The sequence below is a fragment of the Solilutibacter tolerans genome (assembly GCF_900155935.1).
Classification (GTDB): domain Bacteria; phylum Pseudomonadota; class Gammaproteobacteria; order Xanthomonadales; family Xanthomonadaceae; genus Solilutibacter; species Solilutibacter tolerans.
The window spans coordinates 149,585-167,588 of the sequence record NZ_FTLW01000002.1; the positions used below are offsets into that span (position 1 = coordinate 149,585).

At 62.9% G+C, this 18,004-nt stretch carries 17 protein-coding genes and 1 pseudogene; 10 read left to right on the forward strand and 8 right to left on the reverse strand.

Translation table 11 applies throughout. The features are described from left to right. Positions 1-88 precede the first annotated feature (88 nt). The 3 genes from BW989_RS03855 (at position 89) to BW989_RS03865 (ending at position 3,153) form a co-directional block, all read left to right on the forward strand. On the forward strand, positions 89-877 hold the full coding sequence (locus BW989_RS03855; RefSeq protein ID WP_129582806.1) for a DUF4097 family beta strand repeat-containing protein: 789 nt from the start codon (positions 89-91) through the stop codon (positions 875-877). A gap of 52 nt (positions 878-929) precedes the next feature. After that, entirely contained in the window at positions 930-2,630 is a 1,701-nt protein-coding gene (locus BW989_RS03860) for a M28 family metallopeptidase (protein WP_076585576.1), read from the forward strand. Between the two features lie 127 nt (positions 2,631-2,757). Continuing rightward, complete coding sequence (locus BW989_RS03865; RefSeq protein WP_076585577.1) at positions 2,758-3,153, forward strand: MAPEG family protein; 396 nt, start codon at positions 2,758-2,760, stop codon at positions 3,151-3,153. A gap of 21 nt (positions 3,154-3,174) precedes the next feature. Here the strand turns inward: BW989_RS03865 and BW989_RS03870 are convergent, their stop codons facing one another. Continuing rightward, complete coding sequence (locus tag BW989_RS03870) at positions 3,175-3,855, reverse strand: toprim domain-containing protein (protein WP_076585579.1); 681 nt, start codon at positions 3,853-3,855, stop codon at positions 3,175-3,177. Between the two features lie 59 nt (positions 3,856-3,914). Between BW989_RS03870 and BW989_RS03875 the strand changes: the two genes are divergently transcribed. Continuing rightward, positions 3,915-4,295: a TfoX/Sxy family protein gene (locus tag BW989_RS03875; RefSeq protein ID WP_076585581.1), complete on the forward strand. Its 381-nt coding sequence runs from the start codon at positions 3,915-3,917 to the stop codon at positions 4,293-4,295. A gap of 20 nt (positions 4,296-4,315) precedes the next feature. On the opposite strand, the gene tyrS is transcribed toward BW989_RS03875, so the two are convergent. Continuing rightward, entirely contained in the window at positions 4,316-5,533 is a 1,218-nt protein-coding gene (gene tyrS, locus BW989_RS03880; protein WP_076585583.1) for a tyrosine--tRNA ligase, read from the reverse strand. A gap of 164 nt (positions 5,534-5,697) precedes the next feature. On the opposite strand from tyrS, the gene BW989_RS03885 reads away from it, so the two are divergent. Continuing rightward, the gene (locus BW989_RS03885) at positions 5,698-7,140 is read left to right on the forward strand and encodes a M23 family metallopeptidase (RefSeq protein WP_076585585.1); all 1,443 of its coding nucleotides are present in this window, start codon (positions 5,698-5,700) and stop codon (positions 7,138-7,140) included. A gap of 101 nt (positions 7,141-7,241) precedes the next feature. Further along, positions 7,242-8,375, forward strand: a complete 1,134-nt coding sequence (locus BW989_RS03890) for an anhydro-N-acetylmuramic acid kinase (RefSeq protein ID WP_076586410.1) — start codon at positions 7,242-7,244, stop codon at positions 8,373-8,375. A gap of 125 nt (positions 8,376-8,500) precedes the next feature. Here BW989_RS03890 and BW989_RS03895 read toward each other — a convergent pair whose 3' ends face one another. Genes BW989_RS03895 through BW989_RS03905 form a run of 3 tightly spaced genes read right to left on the reverse strand, consistent with a single transcriptional unit; the run spans position 8,501 to position 11,186 of the window. Then, entirely contained in the window at positions 8,501-8,989 is a 489-nt protein-coding gene (locus BW989_RS03895; protein WP_076586412.1) for a glutathione peroxidase, read from the reverse strand. 31 nt (positions 8,990-9,020) lie between these two features. Further along, positions 9,021-10,349 (reverse strand): AmpG family muropeptide MFS transporter, encoded by a 1,329-nt coding sequence (locus BW989_RS03900; RefSeq protein ID WP_076585587.1) that lies wholly within the window; start codon positions 10,347-10,349, stop codon positions 9,021-9,023. Positions 10,350-10,361: 12 nt separating this feature from the next. After that, on the reverse strand, positions 10,362-11,186 hold the full coding sequence (locus BW989_RS03905) for an exodeoxyribonuclease III (protein ID WP_076585589.1): 825 nt from the start codon (positions 11,184-11,186) through the stop codon (positions 10,362-10,364). Between the two features lie 57 nt (positions 11,187-11,243). Between BW989_RS03905 and BW989_RS03910 the strand changes: the two genes are divergently transcribed. Genes BW989_RS03910 through BW989_RS03920 form a run of 3 tightly spaced genes read left to right on the forward strand, consistent with a single transcriptional unit; the run spans position 11,244 to position 13,108 of the window. Further along, the gene (locus BW989_RS03910; RefSeq protein WP_076585591.1) at positions 11,244-11,744 is read left to right on the forward strand and encodes a GNAT family N-acetyltransferase; all 501 of its coding nucleotides are present in this window, start codon (positions 11,244-11,246) and stop codon (positions 11,742-11,744) included. After that, positions 11,741-12,394, forward strand: a complete 654-nt coding sequence (pyrE, locus tag BW989_RS03915) for an orotate phosphoribosyltransferase (RefSeq protein WP_076585593.1) — start codon at positions 11,741-11,743, stop codon at positions 12,392-12,394. The genes BW989_RS03910 and pyrE overlap by 4 nt, the downstream gene beginning before the upstream one ends. Before the next feature lie 21 nt (positions 12,395-12,415). Continuing rightward, positions 12,416-13,108 (forward strand): hypothetical protein, encoded by a 693-nt coding sequence (locus BW989_RS03920; RefSeq protein WP_076585595.1) that lies wholly within the window; start codon positions 12,416-12,418, stop codon positions 13,106-13,108. Between the two features lie 35 nt (positions 13,109-13,143). Here the strand turns inward: BW989_RS03920 and BW989_RS03925 are convergent, their stop codons facing one another. From BW989_RS03925 to coaBC, 3 genes and pseudogenes are all read right to left on the reverse strand, one after another. Then, complete coding sequence (locus BW989_RS03925; RefSeq protein ID WP_076585597.1) at positions 13,144-15,513, reverse strand: phosphomannomutase/phosphoglucomutase; 2,370 nt, start codon at positions 15,511-15,513, stop codon at positions 13,144-13,146. An 11-nt stretch (positions 15,514-15,524) separates the two neighbouring features. Then, complete coding sequence (gene dut, locus BW989_RS03930; RefSeq protein ID WP_076585599.1) at positions 15,525-15,983, reverse strand: dUTP diphosphatase; 459 nt, start codon at positions 15,981-15,983, stop codon at positions 15,525-15,527. Then, positions 15,983-17,154, reverse strand: a pseudogene (coaBC, locus tag BW989_RS03935) (bifunctional phosphopantothenoylcysteine decarboxylase/phosphopantothenate--cysteine ligase CoaBC). Before coaBC ends, dut begins: the two are co-directional and overlap by 1 nt. A 143-nt stretch (positions 17,155-17,297) precedes the next feature. On the opposite strand from coaBC, the gene radC reads away from it, so the two are divergent. Next, positions 17,298-17,972 (forward strand): RadC family protein, encoded by a 675-nt coding sequence (gene radC / locus BW989_RS03940; protein WP_076586414.1) that lies wholly within the window; start codon positions 17,298-17,300, stop codon positions 17,970-17,972. The last annotated feature ends 32 nt before the right edge of the window (positions 17,973-18,004 follow it).

Sequence of the window (18,004 nt, forward strand, 5' to 3'; positions counted from 1 at the left end):
GCAGGTGCCCGCGTGCGGGCTTTGTGGAATTGTAGTCCGCAAGCGGTTCGCTTCCCGAATCGCAAGCAAACATGCAAAGGAGCCACCCATGGCGATCAAATCTCCCCTCGTGCTGGCAATCGCCTTGACCCTGGCGACGCCCGCCGCGCTGGCCTTGCAGAACCAGAGCAAGGTCAGCGATGACATCCGCGTCGCGGCCAAGTCCGCCGTCGGCAATGTGGATACCGTGAGCGGTGACATCGACCTTGAAACTGGCGTGCGTGCGGGCAGCGTGAGTACGGTCAGCGGCGACATCGATATCGATGCCGGCGTGACGGCAAAGAATGTCGAGTCCGTCAGCGGCGACATTCAGGGCGACGCCGACGTGCAATTGGGTGATGCCGAAACGGTCAGCGGCGACATCGAATTGGGCGCGAGGGGCCGCGCCGGCAGCGTGCAGACCGTGAGCGGCGACATTCGCTTCGACAACGGCGGGCGACTGGAAAGCACCGAAACCGTCAGCGGCGATGTGTTCATCAATCGCGATGGACGCGTGGCCCGCGGCGTGGAGACCGTGAGCGGCTCAGTCGGCCTGGTGGCGAGCGAGGTGGGCGGCGACATCGTCACCTATACGGGCGATGTGACCGTGGGCGTGGGCTCGCATGTGCGCGGCGGTCTGACCGTGCGCAAGCCGAAGAAAAATGGCGGCATTACCATCGTCAACCTGCGCGTCAAGCAGGATCCGCCGCGGATCATCATCGGGCCTAATGCACGCGTCGACGGCGCGCTGACGTTCGAGCACGAAGTGAAGCTGTACGTGCACCGCACGGCGCGGATCGGCAAGATCACGGGTGCGACGCCAGTCTATTTCGACACCCCGCGTGCGCCGGCGAACTGAGCCGCACGCCACATCGCGCTAACATCGGGGCTCTACCTCTCGTGGAGCCCCCATGCGACAACATTCTTTGATCTTAGGCGTGGCCGCCGCCGCGCTCTTGGCCGCTTGCAAGCCTGCCGACCCGCCCGCTGCACCCGCTGCCGTGGCACCTGTCGACACACCAACCTCCACCCACGCTTTCAACGCCGACATCAACGAGGCGGATTACGCCGAATTGGTGAAGACACTCGCCTCCGATGAATTCGAAGGCCGCGGCCCCGGCACGCAGGGCGAAGACAAGACCGTCGAGTACATCAAGGCACAATTCGAGCGCTTGGGCCTGCAGCCAGGCAACAAGGGCGACTGGTTCCAGACCGTGCCGATGGTGGTGACCGAAGCCGATCCCGCCACCAGCATGACCATCGATGTCGATGGCAAGCCGCATGCGCTGAAGTTCGGTCCCGACATGGTGGTGGGCACGCGCACAGGCGAGAAGGAAGTCAAGATCGACGGCAGCGAGTTGGTCTTCGTCGGTTACGGCGTCGATGCGCCCGAACACAACTGGAACGACTACGCTGGCGTCGATGTCAAAGGCAAGACCGTGGTCCTGTTGATCAACGACCCTGGCTTCCACGCGCAGGACGAGCAGTTGTTCGAAGGCAAGCGCATGACCTATTACGGGCGCTGGACTTACAAGTTCGAAGAGGCCGCTCGCAAGGGTGCCGCCGCCGCGATCATCATCCATGACGATGCCGGCGCTTCGTATGGCTGGGATGTGGTGAAGAATTCGTGGTCCGGCCCGCAGTACGACTTGCCCGCGAAGGACGATCCGGAGCCGCGTTTGCCCGCGCAGGGCTGGATCACCGGTTCACAGGCAAAGACCTTGTTTGCCGATGCAGGGCTGGATGTCGACGCGCTGCGCGCCGCGGCTGGCAAGCGCGGCTTCAAGGCCGTGCCGATGAAAGCCAAGATGTCACTGGACCTCAAGAGCACCAGTAGCGAGAAGTCTTCGCGAAATGTCATCGGCATGCTGCCTGGTAGCGAAAAGTCCGACGAAGCCGTCGTCTACATGGCCCACTGGGATCACCTCGGCAAGCACGAGGGCGAAACCGGCGACAACATCTACAACGGCGCGGTGGACAACGCGACCGGCGTAGCAGGCGTGATCGAAATCGCCGAAAAGTTCGCGCGCAGCGAGTCGAAGCCAAAGCGTTCGGTCGTGTTCCTGGCGGTGACGCTGGAGGAATCCGGGTTGCTTGGCTCCAAGTACTACGTCGCGCACCCATCCATCCCGATGGACAAGACCGTTGCCGTCATCAATATGGATGCGATGTCGGTCGCAGGTCGCTCCAAAGACATGACCGTCGTCGGCATGGGCAATTCCGAGCTGGAAAACATCCTGGCAGATGCCGTGAAGCCGCAGAACCGCGTACTGAAGATGGAAGCTTCGCCTGAAAGCGGGTTCTACTTCCGATCCGATCACTTCAACTTCGCCAAGGCCGGCGTGCCTGCGCTCTATGCCAAGGGTGGCACGGATCTCGTCGATGGCGGCGTGGATGGCGGCAAGGCAGCCGAGGCCGATTACCGCGACAAGCGCTACCACAAGGCGGCGGATCAATATGACGCCAGCTGGAAGCTCGACGGCATCGTCGAAGATCTCAATGCGCTCTATATCGTCGGCAATACCGTCGCCAACGATGGCAGCTGGCCAAACTGGCTAAAGACCAGCGCCTTCCGCGCCAAGCGCGACGCGATGATGGCGGCGAAGAAGTAATCCGTCACGACATCCGCCGCCAACCAACGGCGTCTTCGGGCGCCGTTTCCTTTTGCGAATGCCATGACGCGCACTTGAGTCGTGGCTGGTGCATCATCCACGCATCATTCGCGACCCTGGACCTGCCATGACTCTCGCCTATATCTGCGTCTTGATCGCCGCCCTCCTGCCTTATGTGTGGACCGTGGTCGCCAAGAGCTCGGGGACCACGGGTCGCTACGACAACCGCGATCCGCGCCAGTGGTTGGACAAACAAGAAAGCCCACGCGTGCGCCGCGCGAATGCTGCGCAAAAAAATGCATTTGAAGCGTTTCCTGCTTTCGCGGCTGGCGTGGTGATGGCGCAGTTGGCAGGCGTTGCTCCACGCATGATCGGCTGGCTCGCGGTGGCATTCGTGATCAGTCGCGTATTGCACGGGGTGTTCTACATCGGCAACCAAGCCTCGATGCGCAGCCTGGTGTGGTTCGCAGGCCTGATCTGCGTGGTCGCGTTGATGGTGATGGCAGCTACCCGAATCGCCTGAACACATCACTCAACGCTGCAGTCACAGCGTTTCCTCCAGGCCGAACGCAGCCAGTACGGCATCGACATCCTCCTGCCCCACCTGACGTGCAACACGTGTGGCGGGATCAATGCAGTATCGCCGCAGCACCGCGGGCGGCAAGCTACCCAAGCCCACATGTCGATGTTGCTGCACATCGCCCGACGCACTGCTGCGCATTTGTACAAGCAAGGCATCACGATGGGGGGGCGAATACGCCTGCGCGACCTCACCCGTCGCGGGATGGGTGAGCGTGAACATCGGTGCACGCACACGCCATAGCTGGCCGCATTCGATGAACGTCGGCATCCAGCGTGCGAAATACAGCAGCATCAAGGCCTCGATGTGCACACCGTCCGCATCCGGATCGAACAGCAGTACCACGCGCTCGAAGCGCAGCGGCCTGGGTGGGCGAGGCGCGGACGCCAAGGTCGGATCACCCACGCCCAATGCATCGGCCAATTGCCGGTACAAGATATTGCTGCGCACCTTGTCGGCATCGGCGCGCCACGCATTCAGCGGCTTACCCTGCAATGGCAACACAGCCTGCGTACATTCATCACGCACATTCGCGACCGATCGCGCGGCAGAATCCCCTTCGACCAAAAACAATTCACAGCCCGCACCATGTTGGGTGCTATCGATCAACTTGGCCTTGGCCTGCGAGTGGCGTCCTGCATTCATCGTTCCATCTTAGGCAAATGCGGCGCAGTTGATGAGACGCATGGGCGTAGGATGTCGGCATGGCTACCGATCGCATCTTTGTCGACTACATTGCCGAGCAATTGGGCTTGGGCGCGCGCCTGACCCACAAGAAGATGTTTGGCGAATACGCGTTGTACCTTGACGAGAAAGTCGTCGCCTTCGCCTGCGACAACAGCCTCTTCATCAAGCCGACAGAAGCGGCGACGGAGCTCGCCCCCGACTTGCCGCAGCGCCCGCCGTACCCTGGCGCGAAGGATTATCCAGTCGCCGATGAACTTTTGGACGATGGCGATGAACTGCGCCGCTTGATCATCGCCACCGCCAATCTGCTTCCCGCGCCCAAACCCAAGCTGAAAAAAACCGCGAAGAAAGTAGCGAAACAGGCAACAAAGAAAGCCACGCGCAAACCAAAGGGCTAAGCGCGCCGCTCAAACCATCATTAGCCCGCGACCAAACGCACCCGCGCGAAGTTGCGCTTGCCCACAGCAATCACGCCCTCAAAGCCGGGCATGAACAGATGTGCGGCGTCTTCAAACACTTCGCCATCCACGCGCACGGAGCGTTCCTTGAGCTTGCGATTGGCCTCGGAGTTGCTGGGCGTTATGCCGGCGGCCGTCAAAAGCGCCGCGATGCGCAACCCTTCGGCCGGCACGACGACATCCTGCAAGGGGAGGTTTTCGATGTCGCCCTCGCCGCGCACGGCGGCATGCCAGCCGGCGACGGCACGCTCGGCGCTCGCGGCATCGTGGAAACGTGCAGCCAATTCATTGGCGAGGCGCAGCTTCACGTCGCGTGGGTTGAGCTGGCCGCCTTCGATCGCCGCGCGCAGTTGCTTCGCCTCATCGATGGAGATGTCGAAGCTGAGGAGGTCAATCCACTTCCACATCAATTCATCGCCGATCTTCATCGTCTTGGTGACGATGTCGATGGCCGGCTCATCGATGCCGATGTAGTTGCCGAGTGACTTCGACATCTTCTGCACGCCGTCGATGCCTTCGAGCAGCGGCATCGTCAGCACGATCTGCGGCTTCTGCCCGTGCGACTCCTGCAGTGCGCGACCCATCAGCAAATTGAATTTCTGGTCGGTGCCGCCCAGCTCGACATCCGATTTCAAGGCCACCGAGTCGTAACCTTGCGCGAGCGGGTAGAGGAATTCGTGGATCGAGATCGGTTGCTGCGCGGCGTAACGCTTGGCGAAGTCATCGCGCTCCAGCATGCGCGCCACCGTCAGCTGGCCTGCCAGGCGCACCATGTCGGCGGCCGACATCTGGTTGAACCATTCGCTGTTGAAGCGCAGCTCGGTCTTGTCGCGATCGAGGATCTTGAACACCTGCGCGGCGTAGGTTTCCGCATTCGCCATCACGTCTTCGCGGGTCAGCGGCTTGCGGGTGACGTTCTTGCCGGTGGGGTCGCCGATCATCCCGGTGAAGTCGCCGATCAAAAAGATCACCTGATGCCCCAGATCCTGGAACTGGCGCATCTTGTTGAGCAGCACCGTGTGGCCCAGGTGCAGGTCCGGGGCGGTCGGGTCGAAGCCGGCTTTGATACGCAGCGGGCGGCCTTCTTTCAGGCGGGCTTCCAGTTCGTCGCGCTTGAGCAGCTCGTCGGCCCCGCGGGCGATCAGATCCAGTGCATCGGCGGGATTGGATGGGGACACGATAAATTTCCTGAATAGGTAATATTGACGGGAGCAGGCCGTAAATCTTCCGTTAAATCGGACCGGGTTCAAAAAAGCCAACCAGATCAATGGTTTGACCCAGGGACTTCATATGTTTATGGTACCGCGCTAACACCGCCATCACATGGCGTGGAGATTGCTGAATGACACAATCCAGCCCGCGTGACGCCCGCCAACAAAAGTTGAGCGCGCTTCGTGCCGATGCTCTGCGCCGTTATGCAGGTTTGCGCATTCCCGCAGGATTCAATGGCCGCTGGACGCGTCGCCAGTGGGCGCACGCCAGTCTGTTCGCCAGCATCATCGCCTTGTTGGGCGCCTTGGTGCCCGGCTTCGATCAAGCCCTTGCTCTGCCAACGCATGCGCCGCGTGCATCGATGGCACTCACCCTGCCGCAGATCGGCCCGAAGAAAGTCGTCGCTGGTCCAACCCGCAAGGGCGACAGCTGGCAGGTGGTCAATGTGCGCGCCGGCGAGACCGCCAGCGAAATCTTCAAGCAACTCGATATCCCGCAAGGCGACCTGGCTCGTCTGCTGAAGTATCCGGGCGTCAACATGGAGATGCGCCGCCTGCGTCCGGGCGCGGAAATCGCGTTCGATCTGCCGCCGGGCGGTCCGCTGCGCGGCTTCCGTTATACCCGTATCGGCGAGAAGGTCGAGCTGGACATGACGGGTGAGAAGATCGTCGAAACCGCCGTGCCGCAGCAAGTCGATGTGCGCACGGTGGTGTTGTCCGGGACGGTGGGAGATTCGCTGTTTGAATCCGCGCGCAAGGTCGGTTTGACCACGCAAAACCTGAAAGAGCTGACCGACGACATCTTCAAGTACAGCGTCGACTTCGATTCCGACCTCGACAACAACGATCGCTTCAGTGTCGTGGTCGACCAGACCTGGAAAGACGGCAAGCTCGTCGATACCGGTCCGGTGCTGGCCGCGACCATCACCACCGACGGCAAGCTGCACAGCGGCTTCCTGTTCGAGCGTGACGGCAAGCCCGGTTACTACACCGCCGATGGCCGCTCGCTGGAGCGCGCGTTCATCCGCATGCCGATTCCGTATGCGCGCCTGACCTCGGGCTTCGGTGGCCGTCGCCATCCGGTGCTGGGTCGTTTCCGCATGCACAAGGGCGTCGATTACGCCGCGGGCACAGGCACCCCGATCATGGCCGCGGGCGATGCACGCGTGAAGTCGGTCGGCTGGCATGGCGGTTACGGCAAGGCGGTCGAACTCGATCACGGCCAGGGCAAGACCACGTTCTATGCGCACATGTCGCGCTTCGCCAAGATTCGTCCGGGCCAACGCATCACGCAGGGCACGGTGATCGGTTACGTCGGCAGCACAGGCCTGTCCACCGGCCCGCATCTGCACTACGAGTTCCGCGTCAACGGCGCGCATCGCAATCCCTTGTCGATGATGCTGCCGCCACCCGCACCGTTGTCCGGCACGCTGTTGGCCCAGTTCAAGGGCGAGACCAAGCGCGCGCTGGGCAAGATCCGCGAGGTTGAGAACATCGTCTTCCAGGGCGAGGAAATCCGCGTGGCTGATGCGGCTTCGGAGAAAGGCAAAACCAAGGCCGACAAGCGCGGCTGAGACCAAGCAACATCGAACATGCACCAGGGCGACGCAAGTCGCCCTTCGCATTTGTGCACAAGCAACTGGCGCACGGCGACGTGATCGGCCACGATGGCGCAATGAACGACAAGCTCTATATCGGTTTGATGTCGGGGACCAGCGCAGACGGCATTGACGCGGCACTGGTGCGCTTCCAAGGCGGCGCGGATATCGATGGCGGCAATGAGCCGCTGCGCGCGGAAGTGGTTGCCGCACGCACCTCGCCGTGGGACCCGGACGTGCGCGCACGACTGGTGTGGCTGGGCCAAGGCGGCTCACTCGATTCTCTCGATGAACTCGGCACATTGGATGCACAAGTCGGCGAGGCGTTTGCAGAGGCGGCGCTCGCCGTGTTGGTCGAAGCCGGCATCGATACGGGTGATGTCGCGGCGATCGGTTCGCACGGGCAGACGGTGAGGCATCGTCCATATTTGAAGCATCCGTTTTCGCTGCAGATTGGCGATGCCGGCCGCATCGTCGAGCGCACTGGCATTACCACGGTCGCGGATTTCCGCCGCCGCGATATCGCGGCGGGCGGGCACGGCGCTCCGCTCTTGCCGGCCCTGCATCACGCGCTCTTGCACGATGCAAGTGAAGATCGGGCGGTGCTGAATCTCGGCGGCATCGCCAATATCACGCTGCTGCCGAAAGTCAGCGATGTGCGCGGCTTCGACACCGGGCCGGCGAATGCGCTGATGGATTTGTGGTGCCACGAACACACCGGTCGCCCGTATGACGAAGATGGTGCCTGGGGCGCGACGGGCGTGGTGGATGACGCCTTGCTTTCACGTTTGCTGGAAGACCCGTGGTTTGCCACGCCGCCGCCAAAAAGCAGTGGCCGCGAGCATTTCCAGCGCGCGTGGTTGGCACCACGTTTGCGCGGCGATGAATCCGCCGTCGACGTGCAGGCAACACTGCGGGTACTCACCGCACGCACCATCGGCGATGCCTTGCGTTCCGCCCAGCCTGACACACAGCGCTTGCTGGTCTGCGGCGGCGGCGTGCACAACCCGTCGCTGCTGCAAGCCTTGCGTGATGAACTGCCGGGCGTCGTCATCACATCCACCCAAGAACACGGGCTGGATCCGGATCACATCGAGGCGATGGGGTTTGCGTGGCTGGCCCGGCAGACCTTGCTGGGCTTGCCGGGCAATCGCGCATCGGTCACGGGCGCTGCGGGCCCCCGTGTATTGGGTGCGATTTATCCGGTTTGATTCAAGCGCTAGCGGAAACGACTCGACGGGACGTGCAGTGGCAGAACACAGTGGTGAACACTGCTACTGAGGCAACCCTGCGCATGGCTCGACTCAACGCGCACGTTCACGCCGCATGCGCTGCCTTACCCAGCCGCAAGAACGGTCTCGATGGAGCCGGCCAGCTCTTGCGGTTTGGTGGTCGGGGCAAACCGGTCCACGACCCTTCCGTTGCGATCCACGAGGAACTTGGTGAAGTTCCACTTGATTCGCTCGGTCCCCAAGATGCCAGGCGACTGTTTTTTCAGCAGCTCAAAGAGGGGACTGGCGTTCGCGCCATTGACGTCGATTTTCGAAAACATCGGAAAGGTGACGTCGTAAGTCAACGAGCAGAATGACTTGATTTCAGCCTCGTCACCCGGCTCTTGATGGCCGAACTGATCACAAGGGAATCCCAGGACGACGAAGCCTTGGTCTTTGTAGGCCTTGTGGATCGCTTCAAGTCCCGTGTATTGCGGGGTGAAGCCGCATTTGCTCGCGGTGTTGACGATGAGCAATGCCTTGCCGGCATAGTCGCGCATGGCCTTGGGTTGCCCATCAATGTCGGTGACGGTGATGTCGTGGATCGATTTCATGGTCATGCCTCCTCGACGCAAGGGCCTGGATTCAGTGCGGATCTTCCGGCGGCATCGCACGCAATCGCGCCGGCGTTTCGCCATCGCCCAGATCCATCCGTGGGTACATCCAGAAGAACAGGAAGATCGCCGGGATCGACACCAACGCGGTGATCCAGAAATAGGTGCCGTAACCGGTCTGCTCGACGATCCCACCCGACACCGCGCTCAGCAGCTTGCCCGGCAACATCACCAGGGACGAGAACAATGCGAACTGTGTTGCTGTGAAGCGCTGGTTGACGAGTGAGGTCAGGAACGCGGCTAGCGTCGTGCCCTGGAAGCCCTGCGCGAGGTTCTCGCCCGAAATCACCAACGTCAGTTTGGCCAGATCACCATCGGCGCCAACCAACCAGACGTAAAACAAGTTGCTCACCGCCCCCAGCACCACGCCCGCCAAGAGCGGCCAACGCACGCCCCAGCGCGCAATGGCGATACCGGCCAGGAACACGCCGCCGATGCCGACCCATACGCCGTACAACTTGCTGATCGCGCCGATCTCGGTCTTCGTATACCCCTGGTCGATGTAGAACGGCGCCATGATGCCGCCGCCGAGCGACTGGTCCGACACCTTCGCCAGCAGGATGAACGCCAACAAGCCCGCGGCCAACGCGGGGCCGAAGCGACGCACGCAATCGGTAAACGGCGCGACGATGCCTTCCTGGAGGCTTTCCTTCAGGCTCTCGGTCTTGATGCGATGCACGGCCGGTTCACGCGCGAAGAACACCGCCGCTACCGGGATCAACATCGCGATCGCCATCACCCGATACACCATCGGCCACGGCAAATGGTCAGCCATCACCAGCGCCATCGCACCGGTGATGATGAGGGCGATGCGATAGCCCAGCGAATATGTGGCGAGCAAGGCGCCCTGGTCTTGGCGCGGCGCGATCTCGACGCGATACGCATCCACGCCGATGTCAAGCGTCGCGCCACCGAAGGCCGCGATGAGCGTGACCCACACGAAGGGCGCGAGTCGGTCGGGCGTGAGTTGCGCCATCACCAAGAGCGCAGCAATCACCCACAGCAACGCAAACAGAATCCAGCCACGTCGCAAACCCAGCTGCCCGAATATCGGCAACACCCAACGATCGACCAGCGGCGCCCACAGGAACTTGAGCGTGTACGTCATGCCTGCGCTGGCAATCAAGGTGATGCTTTTCAGGTCGAGGTTGTTGTCCTTCAGCCAATACGCCAACGTCCCCGCGACGAGTAGGAACGGCATGCCGGAGGCGAAGCCGAAGAAGAACATCGTCCACGCCGCCGGCTGGGTGAAAGCTTTCCACACAGAAGGCTTGGCGGGTCTTGCGATGACATCGCTCATGCGTACTCCGGCTCAGAGGGCTTGGTCGTAATCGACCAGATAAGGCGCGTGATCCGAGAATTTCGGCTCGGGGAATATCTCGGCGCTGCGAATTTTTTTGGCAAGTTTGGGCGTGACGAATTGGTAATCGATACGCCAACCCACGTTCTTCGCGCGTGCGGCACCACGCTGGCTCCACCAGCTGTACTCGACGGCATCGGGCTTCGCTACACGGAAACTGTCCTTCCAACCGCCCTGTCGAGGTGCGACCAAGCCATCACCGCGATCGTCATCAATCATTCCCGACAGCCACGCACGCTCATGCGGCAGGCAGCCGGAATTCTTTTGGTTGCCGGCCCAATTCTTGATGTCATTCTTCGCGCGGACGATATTCCAGTCGCCGCACAAGATGTAATCGCGCCCGCTGGCCAGCCATTCATCCAGGATCGGCGCCAGCCACTTCATGACGTCTTCCTTCACCGCTTGGCGCACTTCGCCCGAGCTACCTGAAGGAATATAGAAGCTCACCACCGACACATTGCCGAAGCGCGCCTCGATGTAGCGCCCCTCTTCGTCAAAGTCTTCGCGGCCCAATGAGGTGCGCACTTCGTCGGGCTCGCGCTTGCAGTAAACGGCGACGCCGCTGTAACCCTTCTTGGTCGTCGCATCGCGGAAGTAGGCGTGATAGCCCTCGGGCAGAAATTGTTCGTCGAGCTCCGGCGTCCCGCGCAGTTGATGCTCCTGCGCCTTGGTTTCCTGTACGCACATCACATCGATGTCTTGTGCGCGGAACCAGTCGAAGAAACCCTTGCTGGCCGCCGAACGCAGGCCATTGGCATTGAAACTGAGGATGCGCATGCAAGCCGCCATGAGGATGTGGGAGGATGATAGCAACGCCGAGATACTGTTCCGTTGATGCCTGCCCCTGTCTTGATTCACGTCGCACCTGTCACGCCAACGCTCGCCGCGGGCGTGCGGGCAGTACAGGTCACGCCCGAGCAGGCGCAATACGTGGGCAACACCGCATTCAACTTGCAGGATGCGGAAAACGATCCACTCTCGGAGCCCATGGCCATCTTGCGCAATGGTCGCGTGATCGGCTTCTATCGGCTCGACTTCGCCCCCCACGCCATCGTAGGGCGCGATTTGGGTAGCCCGCACGTCGGCATCCGCGCGTTCTGCATCGATCATCGTGAGCAGGGTCATGGCCATGGCCCACGCGCCGTCACCGCGATGGCCGTCGACTTGCACAAGCGCCATCCCGACCGTCGCCTGCTGGCGTTGGTGGTCCATGCACGCAACCGCATCGGCATCGCCACCTACCAACGCGCCGGTTTCATTCACAATGGCCAGTATGTCCCCGGCGGTCGCGCCGGCCCGCAACTCGTGATGTTTCGCTTCCAACCTGCCTCATGACCGACCACCGCACCCGATTCCTCGATGCCGCCCTGCGCGCCGAAGCCCTGCGCTTTGGCGAATTCACTCTTAAGTCCGGCCGCAGTAGTCCGTATTTCTTCAATGCGGGCCGCTTCGACTCCGGCGCTGCGCTGGCGACGCTCGGCCGCACATATGCCGATGCGATCACCTCCGCTGGGCTTGAGTTCGATGTGCTGTTCGGCCCGGCTTACAAGGGCATCCCGCTGGCGACAGCGCTCGCGTGCGCGATGGCCGCCGATGGCCGTGACGTGCCGGTGGCATTCAATCGCAAGGAGACGAAGGCGCATGGCGAAGGCGGCATGCTGATCGGCGCGCCGATGGCCGGTCAACGCGTGTTGATCGTCGATGACGTGATCACCGCCGGCACCGCAATTCGCGAGGCGCTCAGCCTGATCCGTGAGGCGGGCGGCGTTCCGGCCGGTATCGTCATCGGTCTGGACCGTCAGGAAATCGTGAGCGAGGAAGATCGCCGCTCGGCCGCCCAAGGCGTGGCCGATGAACACGGCATTCCCGTGATCGCCGTCGCAAGCCTGTCCGATCTGCTTGATTTCTCCGCGCAAAGGCCGGAACTTGAAGGCCATCGCGGAGCGCTGGCGAATTACCGCCAACGTTTCGGCGCCACGCCCTGAGCCTGTTGTGGGGGAACGCTCATGAAATCCATTCAACTCTGCACCGTGGGCCTGCTCTTGGTCGCGACTGCCGTTTCCGCCCAGCAACAGGGCTCGGCGGCGAAAAAGCTGTACTGCTGGAATGAGGGTGGCCGTCGTGTCTGCGGTGACGCCCTGCCCGCTTCTGCGGTGGACGGCGCGCGCACCGAAATCAACAGCAAGAGCGGCCTGCCTGGTGCCCGCATCGACCGCGCCCTGACCGCCGAAGAACGCGCGGCCCAAGCTGCCCTGCAAGCCGAGGCTCAAGCCAAGGCAGATCAGGCCGCCGCCGAGGCCCGCCGCGATTTCGCGCTGGGTGAATCCTACGACTCAGAGGACGCACTCCGGCAAGCCTTCAAGATCCGCTACGAGTTGGTGGATGAAGGCTTGAAGACGTCGAAGATGGCCATCGTCAACCAGCGCCGCGCCCTATTGCAGATGCTGCAGGCCGCCGCCGATGTCGAGATGAAAAACGGCAAGGTGCCGGCCAAGCTCGCGCAAAACGTGCTGACCCAGCGCGCATCGGTATTGGATGCGCAGGAGAGCTATCGCTTGCAGCAGCAAGAGCGCGGCGAGCTTGACGCCAAACTCAACGATGCTCTCACCCGGTATCGCAAGGCGAAGGGACTGGACCCGGTGACCGGGCAAGCGCCTGCACCAACACTGACTCCGATACAGGCACCGCCCGCCGGCTGATCAACCGGCGCACGGCGACTAACTGATCCCGTTTCTCAGAACGGAATCGACAAGCCCGGATCCAACTCGAGCAGCCGCGCACGGAAGGCGTCCTGAATGCGCGCGAGCGCCGCCGCATCATCGGCTTCGAAGCGCAGCACCAGGATCGGCGTGGTGTTGGATGCGCGCACCAGCCCCCAACCATCAGACCAGTCGGCGCGCAGTCCGTCGATCGTGGTGGCACGTGCACCCTCGAAATTACCCAGGGCGACGAAGCGCTCGATGAAGGCATGCGGGTTTGGGGTCGGAATTTTCAGCTCCGGCGTACTGACGCCTTCGGGGATCTCGGCAAATACTGCATCGGCATCGTCTTCGCGCGCGGCCAAGATTTCGAGCAGGCGCGCAGCAGAATAAATGCCGTCATCGAAACCGAACCAGCGCTCCTTGAAGAAGAAGTGGCCGCTCATTTCACCGGCGAGCTCGGCTTCGGTCTCGCGCATCTTCGCCTTGATCAGCGAATGTCCCGTCTTCCACATCAGCGGGCTGCCACCGTGGCGCAAAATAAACGGCATCAATGCGCCGCTGCACTTCACGTCGTAGACGATGACAGCGCCCGGCTGGCGATCAAGCACGTCGGCCGCGAATAGCATCAACAAGCGATCCGGGAAGATGTTGGCACCCGCGGGCGTAATCACACCCAGACGATCGCCGTCGCCATCGAATGCAAGGCCGATGTCGGCGCCGTGCTCCTCGACGCTGCGGCGCAGATCTTCCAGATTGTGCGGCTCGCTGGGGTCGGGATGATGGTTGGGGAAGGTGCCGTCGATCTCGCAAAACAACGGAATGACTTCGGCGCCGATCGCCTCGAGCACACGTGGGCCGAGTTCGCCGGCTGCGCCGTTTCCAGCATCGACCACCACTTTCAGCGGACGCGCGAGCTGGATGTCGGAGGCCACGCGCAACACGTAGTCCGGGGCCATCTGCCGCGTTTCCAGCTGGCCCGGTTGAGCCGCGCGATGCAGGCGACCACTGATGATGCGCTGGTACAGATTGGTGATGGTCGCGCCCGAAAGCGTTTCGCCTCCGACCACGATCTTGAAGCCGTTGTAGTCCGGCGGATTGTGGCTGCCGGTCACGGCAACGCAGGATCCACCTTCTTCTTGCGCGGCGGTGAAATACACCAGTGGCGTCGGCGCCAGGCCGATGTCGGTGACATCACGGCCCGTGCTGCGCAGGCCTTCGATCAGCGCACCGGCAAGTTCCGGGCCGGACAGGCGGCCATCGCGGCCCACCACGATCCGCTGCAGGTCTTTCTCCTGCATCAGCGTGCCGATCGCCTGGCCAATCGCATGTGCAACATCGGTATTGAGTGTTTGCCCGACCACGCCGCGAATGTCGTACGCGCGGAAGATGCCCGCATCGACCGCCGGCACATCCACCAAGGACACAGCCGGCACCGACAACGCATCGTCAGGCACCACAGGCGACGGAGGTGGCACGTCACCGATGGCAGCCAATGGTACGGAGTCGGGCACCACCGGCGGCGGCGCGGCGGCGGCTTCGATTTCCACGGCCTCGGCCAGGGTCGGTGCACCCACATCACTGGCTACAACCACTCGGCGGCCTCGCAATTTCGGCCAAGCCAGCGCGACAGCGGCCAACGCCAATAGCAACAAACCCGCGATCAGGCTGGCCAAGCCACCCAACCCGAATGGGCCCGCACCCACGGTCGGAGCCGCGGCAGCCACGCGCAGCTCCGTGCCCGGCACCTTGATAGCCAAGGATTCCGCGCCATCGACCAAACCCTTGTCGCCTTTCTCGGAGATGGTGGCAGTGCCTTGCCGCAGCGCCAAATAGCCATTGCCCGAGTTGGCTGCATCCATCGCCGCCTGTACCGGCTGCAGCGGATACGTGGCCACAGCCACCTGCCCCTTGGGCAGCGGCGCGGCGGCGACGAATGCATTGCCTTTGCCCACACGCGCCACGCGCACTTCGGGCTTGCCGCTGGCAATCGCGGCCTCCACCACGGCCAGCTTGCCGTAGCCGGTGGCGGGCAGGCCTGCATATGCAGCCTGCAGGTCAGCGGGGAAAATTTCGGTTTCCTGCGCACCCTTCGCAGCAGCCGCAAACGCGCTTTGCAACGCAGCCGGGTCAGTGCCGGCGGCGGCAGTCACCACAGCCGGGGCCGCCGCGGCATCGGCCACCCGCTTCTTGGTCTGGGTGAGTGCTTGCCCGACCTTCTGCGCCACTTCGTCGCGCTGACCGGCCAGGGTCTTGCCTGCCGAGTTCGCGCGCCATTGATTGACACCTGCCCACAGGAACCAGGCAGCCAACAAGCCCGCTGCAACGGCGAGCAAAGGCCGCGCTGAATCCAGCGAGCCGAGCTGCAGGGAAAGTTTTGGCGATTTACTGTTGTTGTCGCTCATGGTTCCATCCGTCATTGCACGCCGGTGTGGCCGAAGCCGCCGGTCCCGCGTGCGCTGGTTTCAAATTCATCGACCACCTGAAGCGTGGCGCGTACCACCGGCAGCAAAACCAGCTGCGCGATGCGATCTCCGGGCTGCATCGTAAAAGGCTCGCGGCCGCGGTTCCACACGCTGATCATGAGCGGCCCTTGGTAATCGGCATCAATCAAGCCCGTGCCATTGCCGAGCACGATCCCGTGTTTATGGCCCAGTCCCGAGCGCGGCAGAATCACCGCGCACAAGGCCGGGTCGGCGATGTGGATACTGATGCCCGACGGCACCAAGGCAGTATCACCAGGCTCAAGCACCAGCGGCGCGTCCAGCGCGGCGCGCAGATCCAGACCCGCGCTCGCCTCGGTCGCATACGCCGGCAACGGCCATTCGCCGCCAAAGCGCGCGTCCAGCACTTTCAGTTGCAAGGTGTGATGCATCAATCGAGTTCCTTGTCGATGAGGTCCAACAGCACAGCGGCGACTTCCGCCTTTGGTGCGGGGCCGAGCGTTGCATCGCCCTGTGTCCAGAACACATGCAGCGCGTTGTCGTCAGCCTCGAAGCCGCTGCCGGTCACGCCCACGCGATTTGCGCAAATCATGTCGACACGCTTGGCTTGCAGTTTTCCGCGTGCGTAATGCTCGATGTCGTTGGTTTCCGCGGCAAAGCCGACCACGCGCTTTGGGCGAAGTGGATGTGCCGCCACATCGGCCAGAATGTCGCGCGTGCGCACCAACTCCAGCGTCAACGTCTCGGTACCGGGTTTTTTCTTCAACTTGGCGCTGGAAAACGCTTGCGGCGTGAAATCCGCGACCGCCGCTGCGCCTATGTAAATCGATGCGGGCAAGGCCGATGTCACCGCCTCGTGCATCTGCGCCGCACTGCGCACGTCGATGCGGGTGACGCCTTCGGGGGTAGGCAAATGCACGGGGCCTGCGACCAGCACAACCGCCGCACCGCGTCGCGCGGCTTCGGCAGCGATCGCAAACCCCATCTTGCCGCTGGAACGATTGCCGATGAAACGCGCCGGATCGATGTCTTCATAGGTCGGCCCGGCGCTGACGATCACTTGCTTGCCGTTCAAACTCACCGCGCCGCTCCGACCAGGGCATCGACGATTTCGCTGGGCTCACTCATCCGGCCCGGTCCAGTCTCGCCACACGCCTGCGCGCCGACGCCCGGCCCGACCACGACCACGCCGCGCGATTTCAGCGTGTCGATGTTGCTTTGGGTGGCCGCATGCAACCACATCCGGTGGTTCATCGCCGGGGCGACGAAAATGGGCGAGGTGGTGGCAAGACACAGCGTGGACACCAGGTCATCGGCGAAGCCATGCGCCAGTTTCGCCAGCGTATTGGCGGTCGCCGGCGCGATGACGATGGCATCCGGCCAGCGCGCGAGCTCGATATGGCCCATCGCGGCCTCCGCGGCTTCATCCCACAGGCTGGTCCGCACCGGATGCCCGGACACGGCCTGAAACGTGGTCGCTCCGACGAAACGCTGGGCGTTTTCGGTCACCACCACCTGCACATCAATGCCGTGGTCGCGCAGGCGACGCACCACTTCGACCGCCTTGTAGGCCGCCACGCCGCCACAGACACAAAGCAGCACGCGCTGAAGAGGGGGCGCACTCACGTCAGGGAATTCCTACGCCGATTCGGGCATCCAGCTTACCCGATACCGGCTTTTCCCCGATGACATTCGCTGACCAGAGCGCGCAGTTTTATCGTCATATTCCAGCGATTGGTGACGGCATGCACATCCGCGACTGGCCACGTGACGAACGTCCACGTGAAAAGTTGATCAAGCAAGGGGCGGTGGCGCTATCGGATGCCGAGTTACTCGCGCTCTTCCTCGGCTCCGGTCTGCGCGGGGAAGACGCCGTCGCCACGGCGCGCGGGATCTTGGGCGAACACGGCCCCTTGCGCGTGCTGTTGGAACGCACCCCCGCAGAACTGGCGAAGCTGAAAGGTATCGGCCCGGCGCGTGCCTGCAAGCTCTCCGCCGCGCTGGAGCTGTGCAGCCGCTTCATGGCCGCGGGCCTCGCCCGCGGTGATGCGATGTCGGACCCGGCCGCCGCTGGCCGCTACTTCGGCCAACGCCTGCGCGGCCGCGTCAGCGAGGTCTTTGCCGCCCTGTTCCTCGATAGCCGCCATCGCGCCTTGGCCTTCGAGGAATTGTTTACCGGCACCATAGACGGCACTGAAGTCCACCCACGCGAGGTCGTCCGCCGCGCACTGGCGCACAACGCGGCGGCGGTGATCGTCGGGCATAACCACCCGAGCGGCCATCCCGAGCCTAGCCACGCGGATCGCGCGGTCACGGCCAGCCTGAAGCAGGCACTGACTCTGGTCGATGTGCGCCTCTTGGACCATTTCGTCATCGCCGATGGGCCGCCCGTCTCGCTGGCTGCACGCGGTTGGGTTTGAGCAAGGCGGCGGGCGGCGGTTCTCCAGGCGTC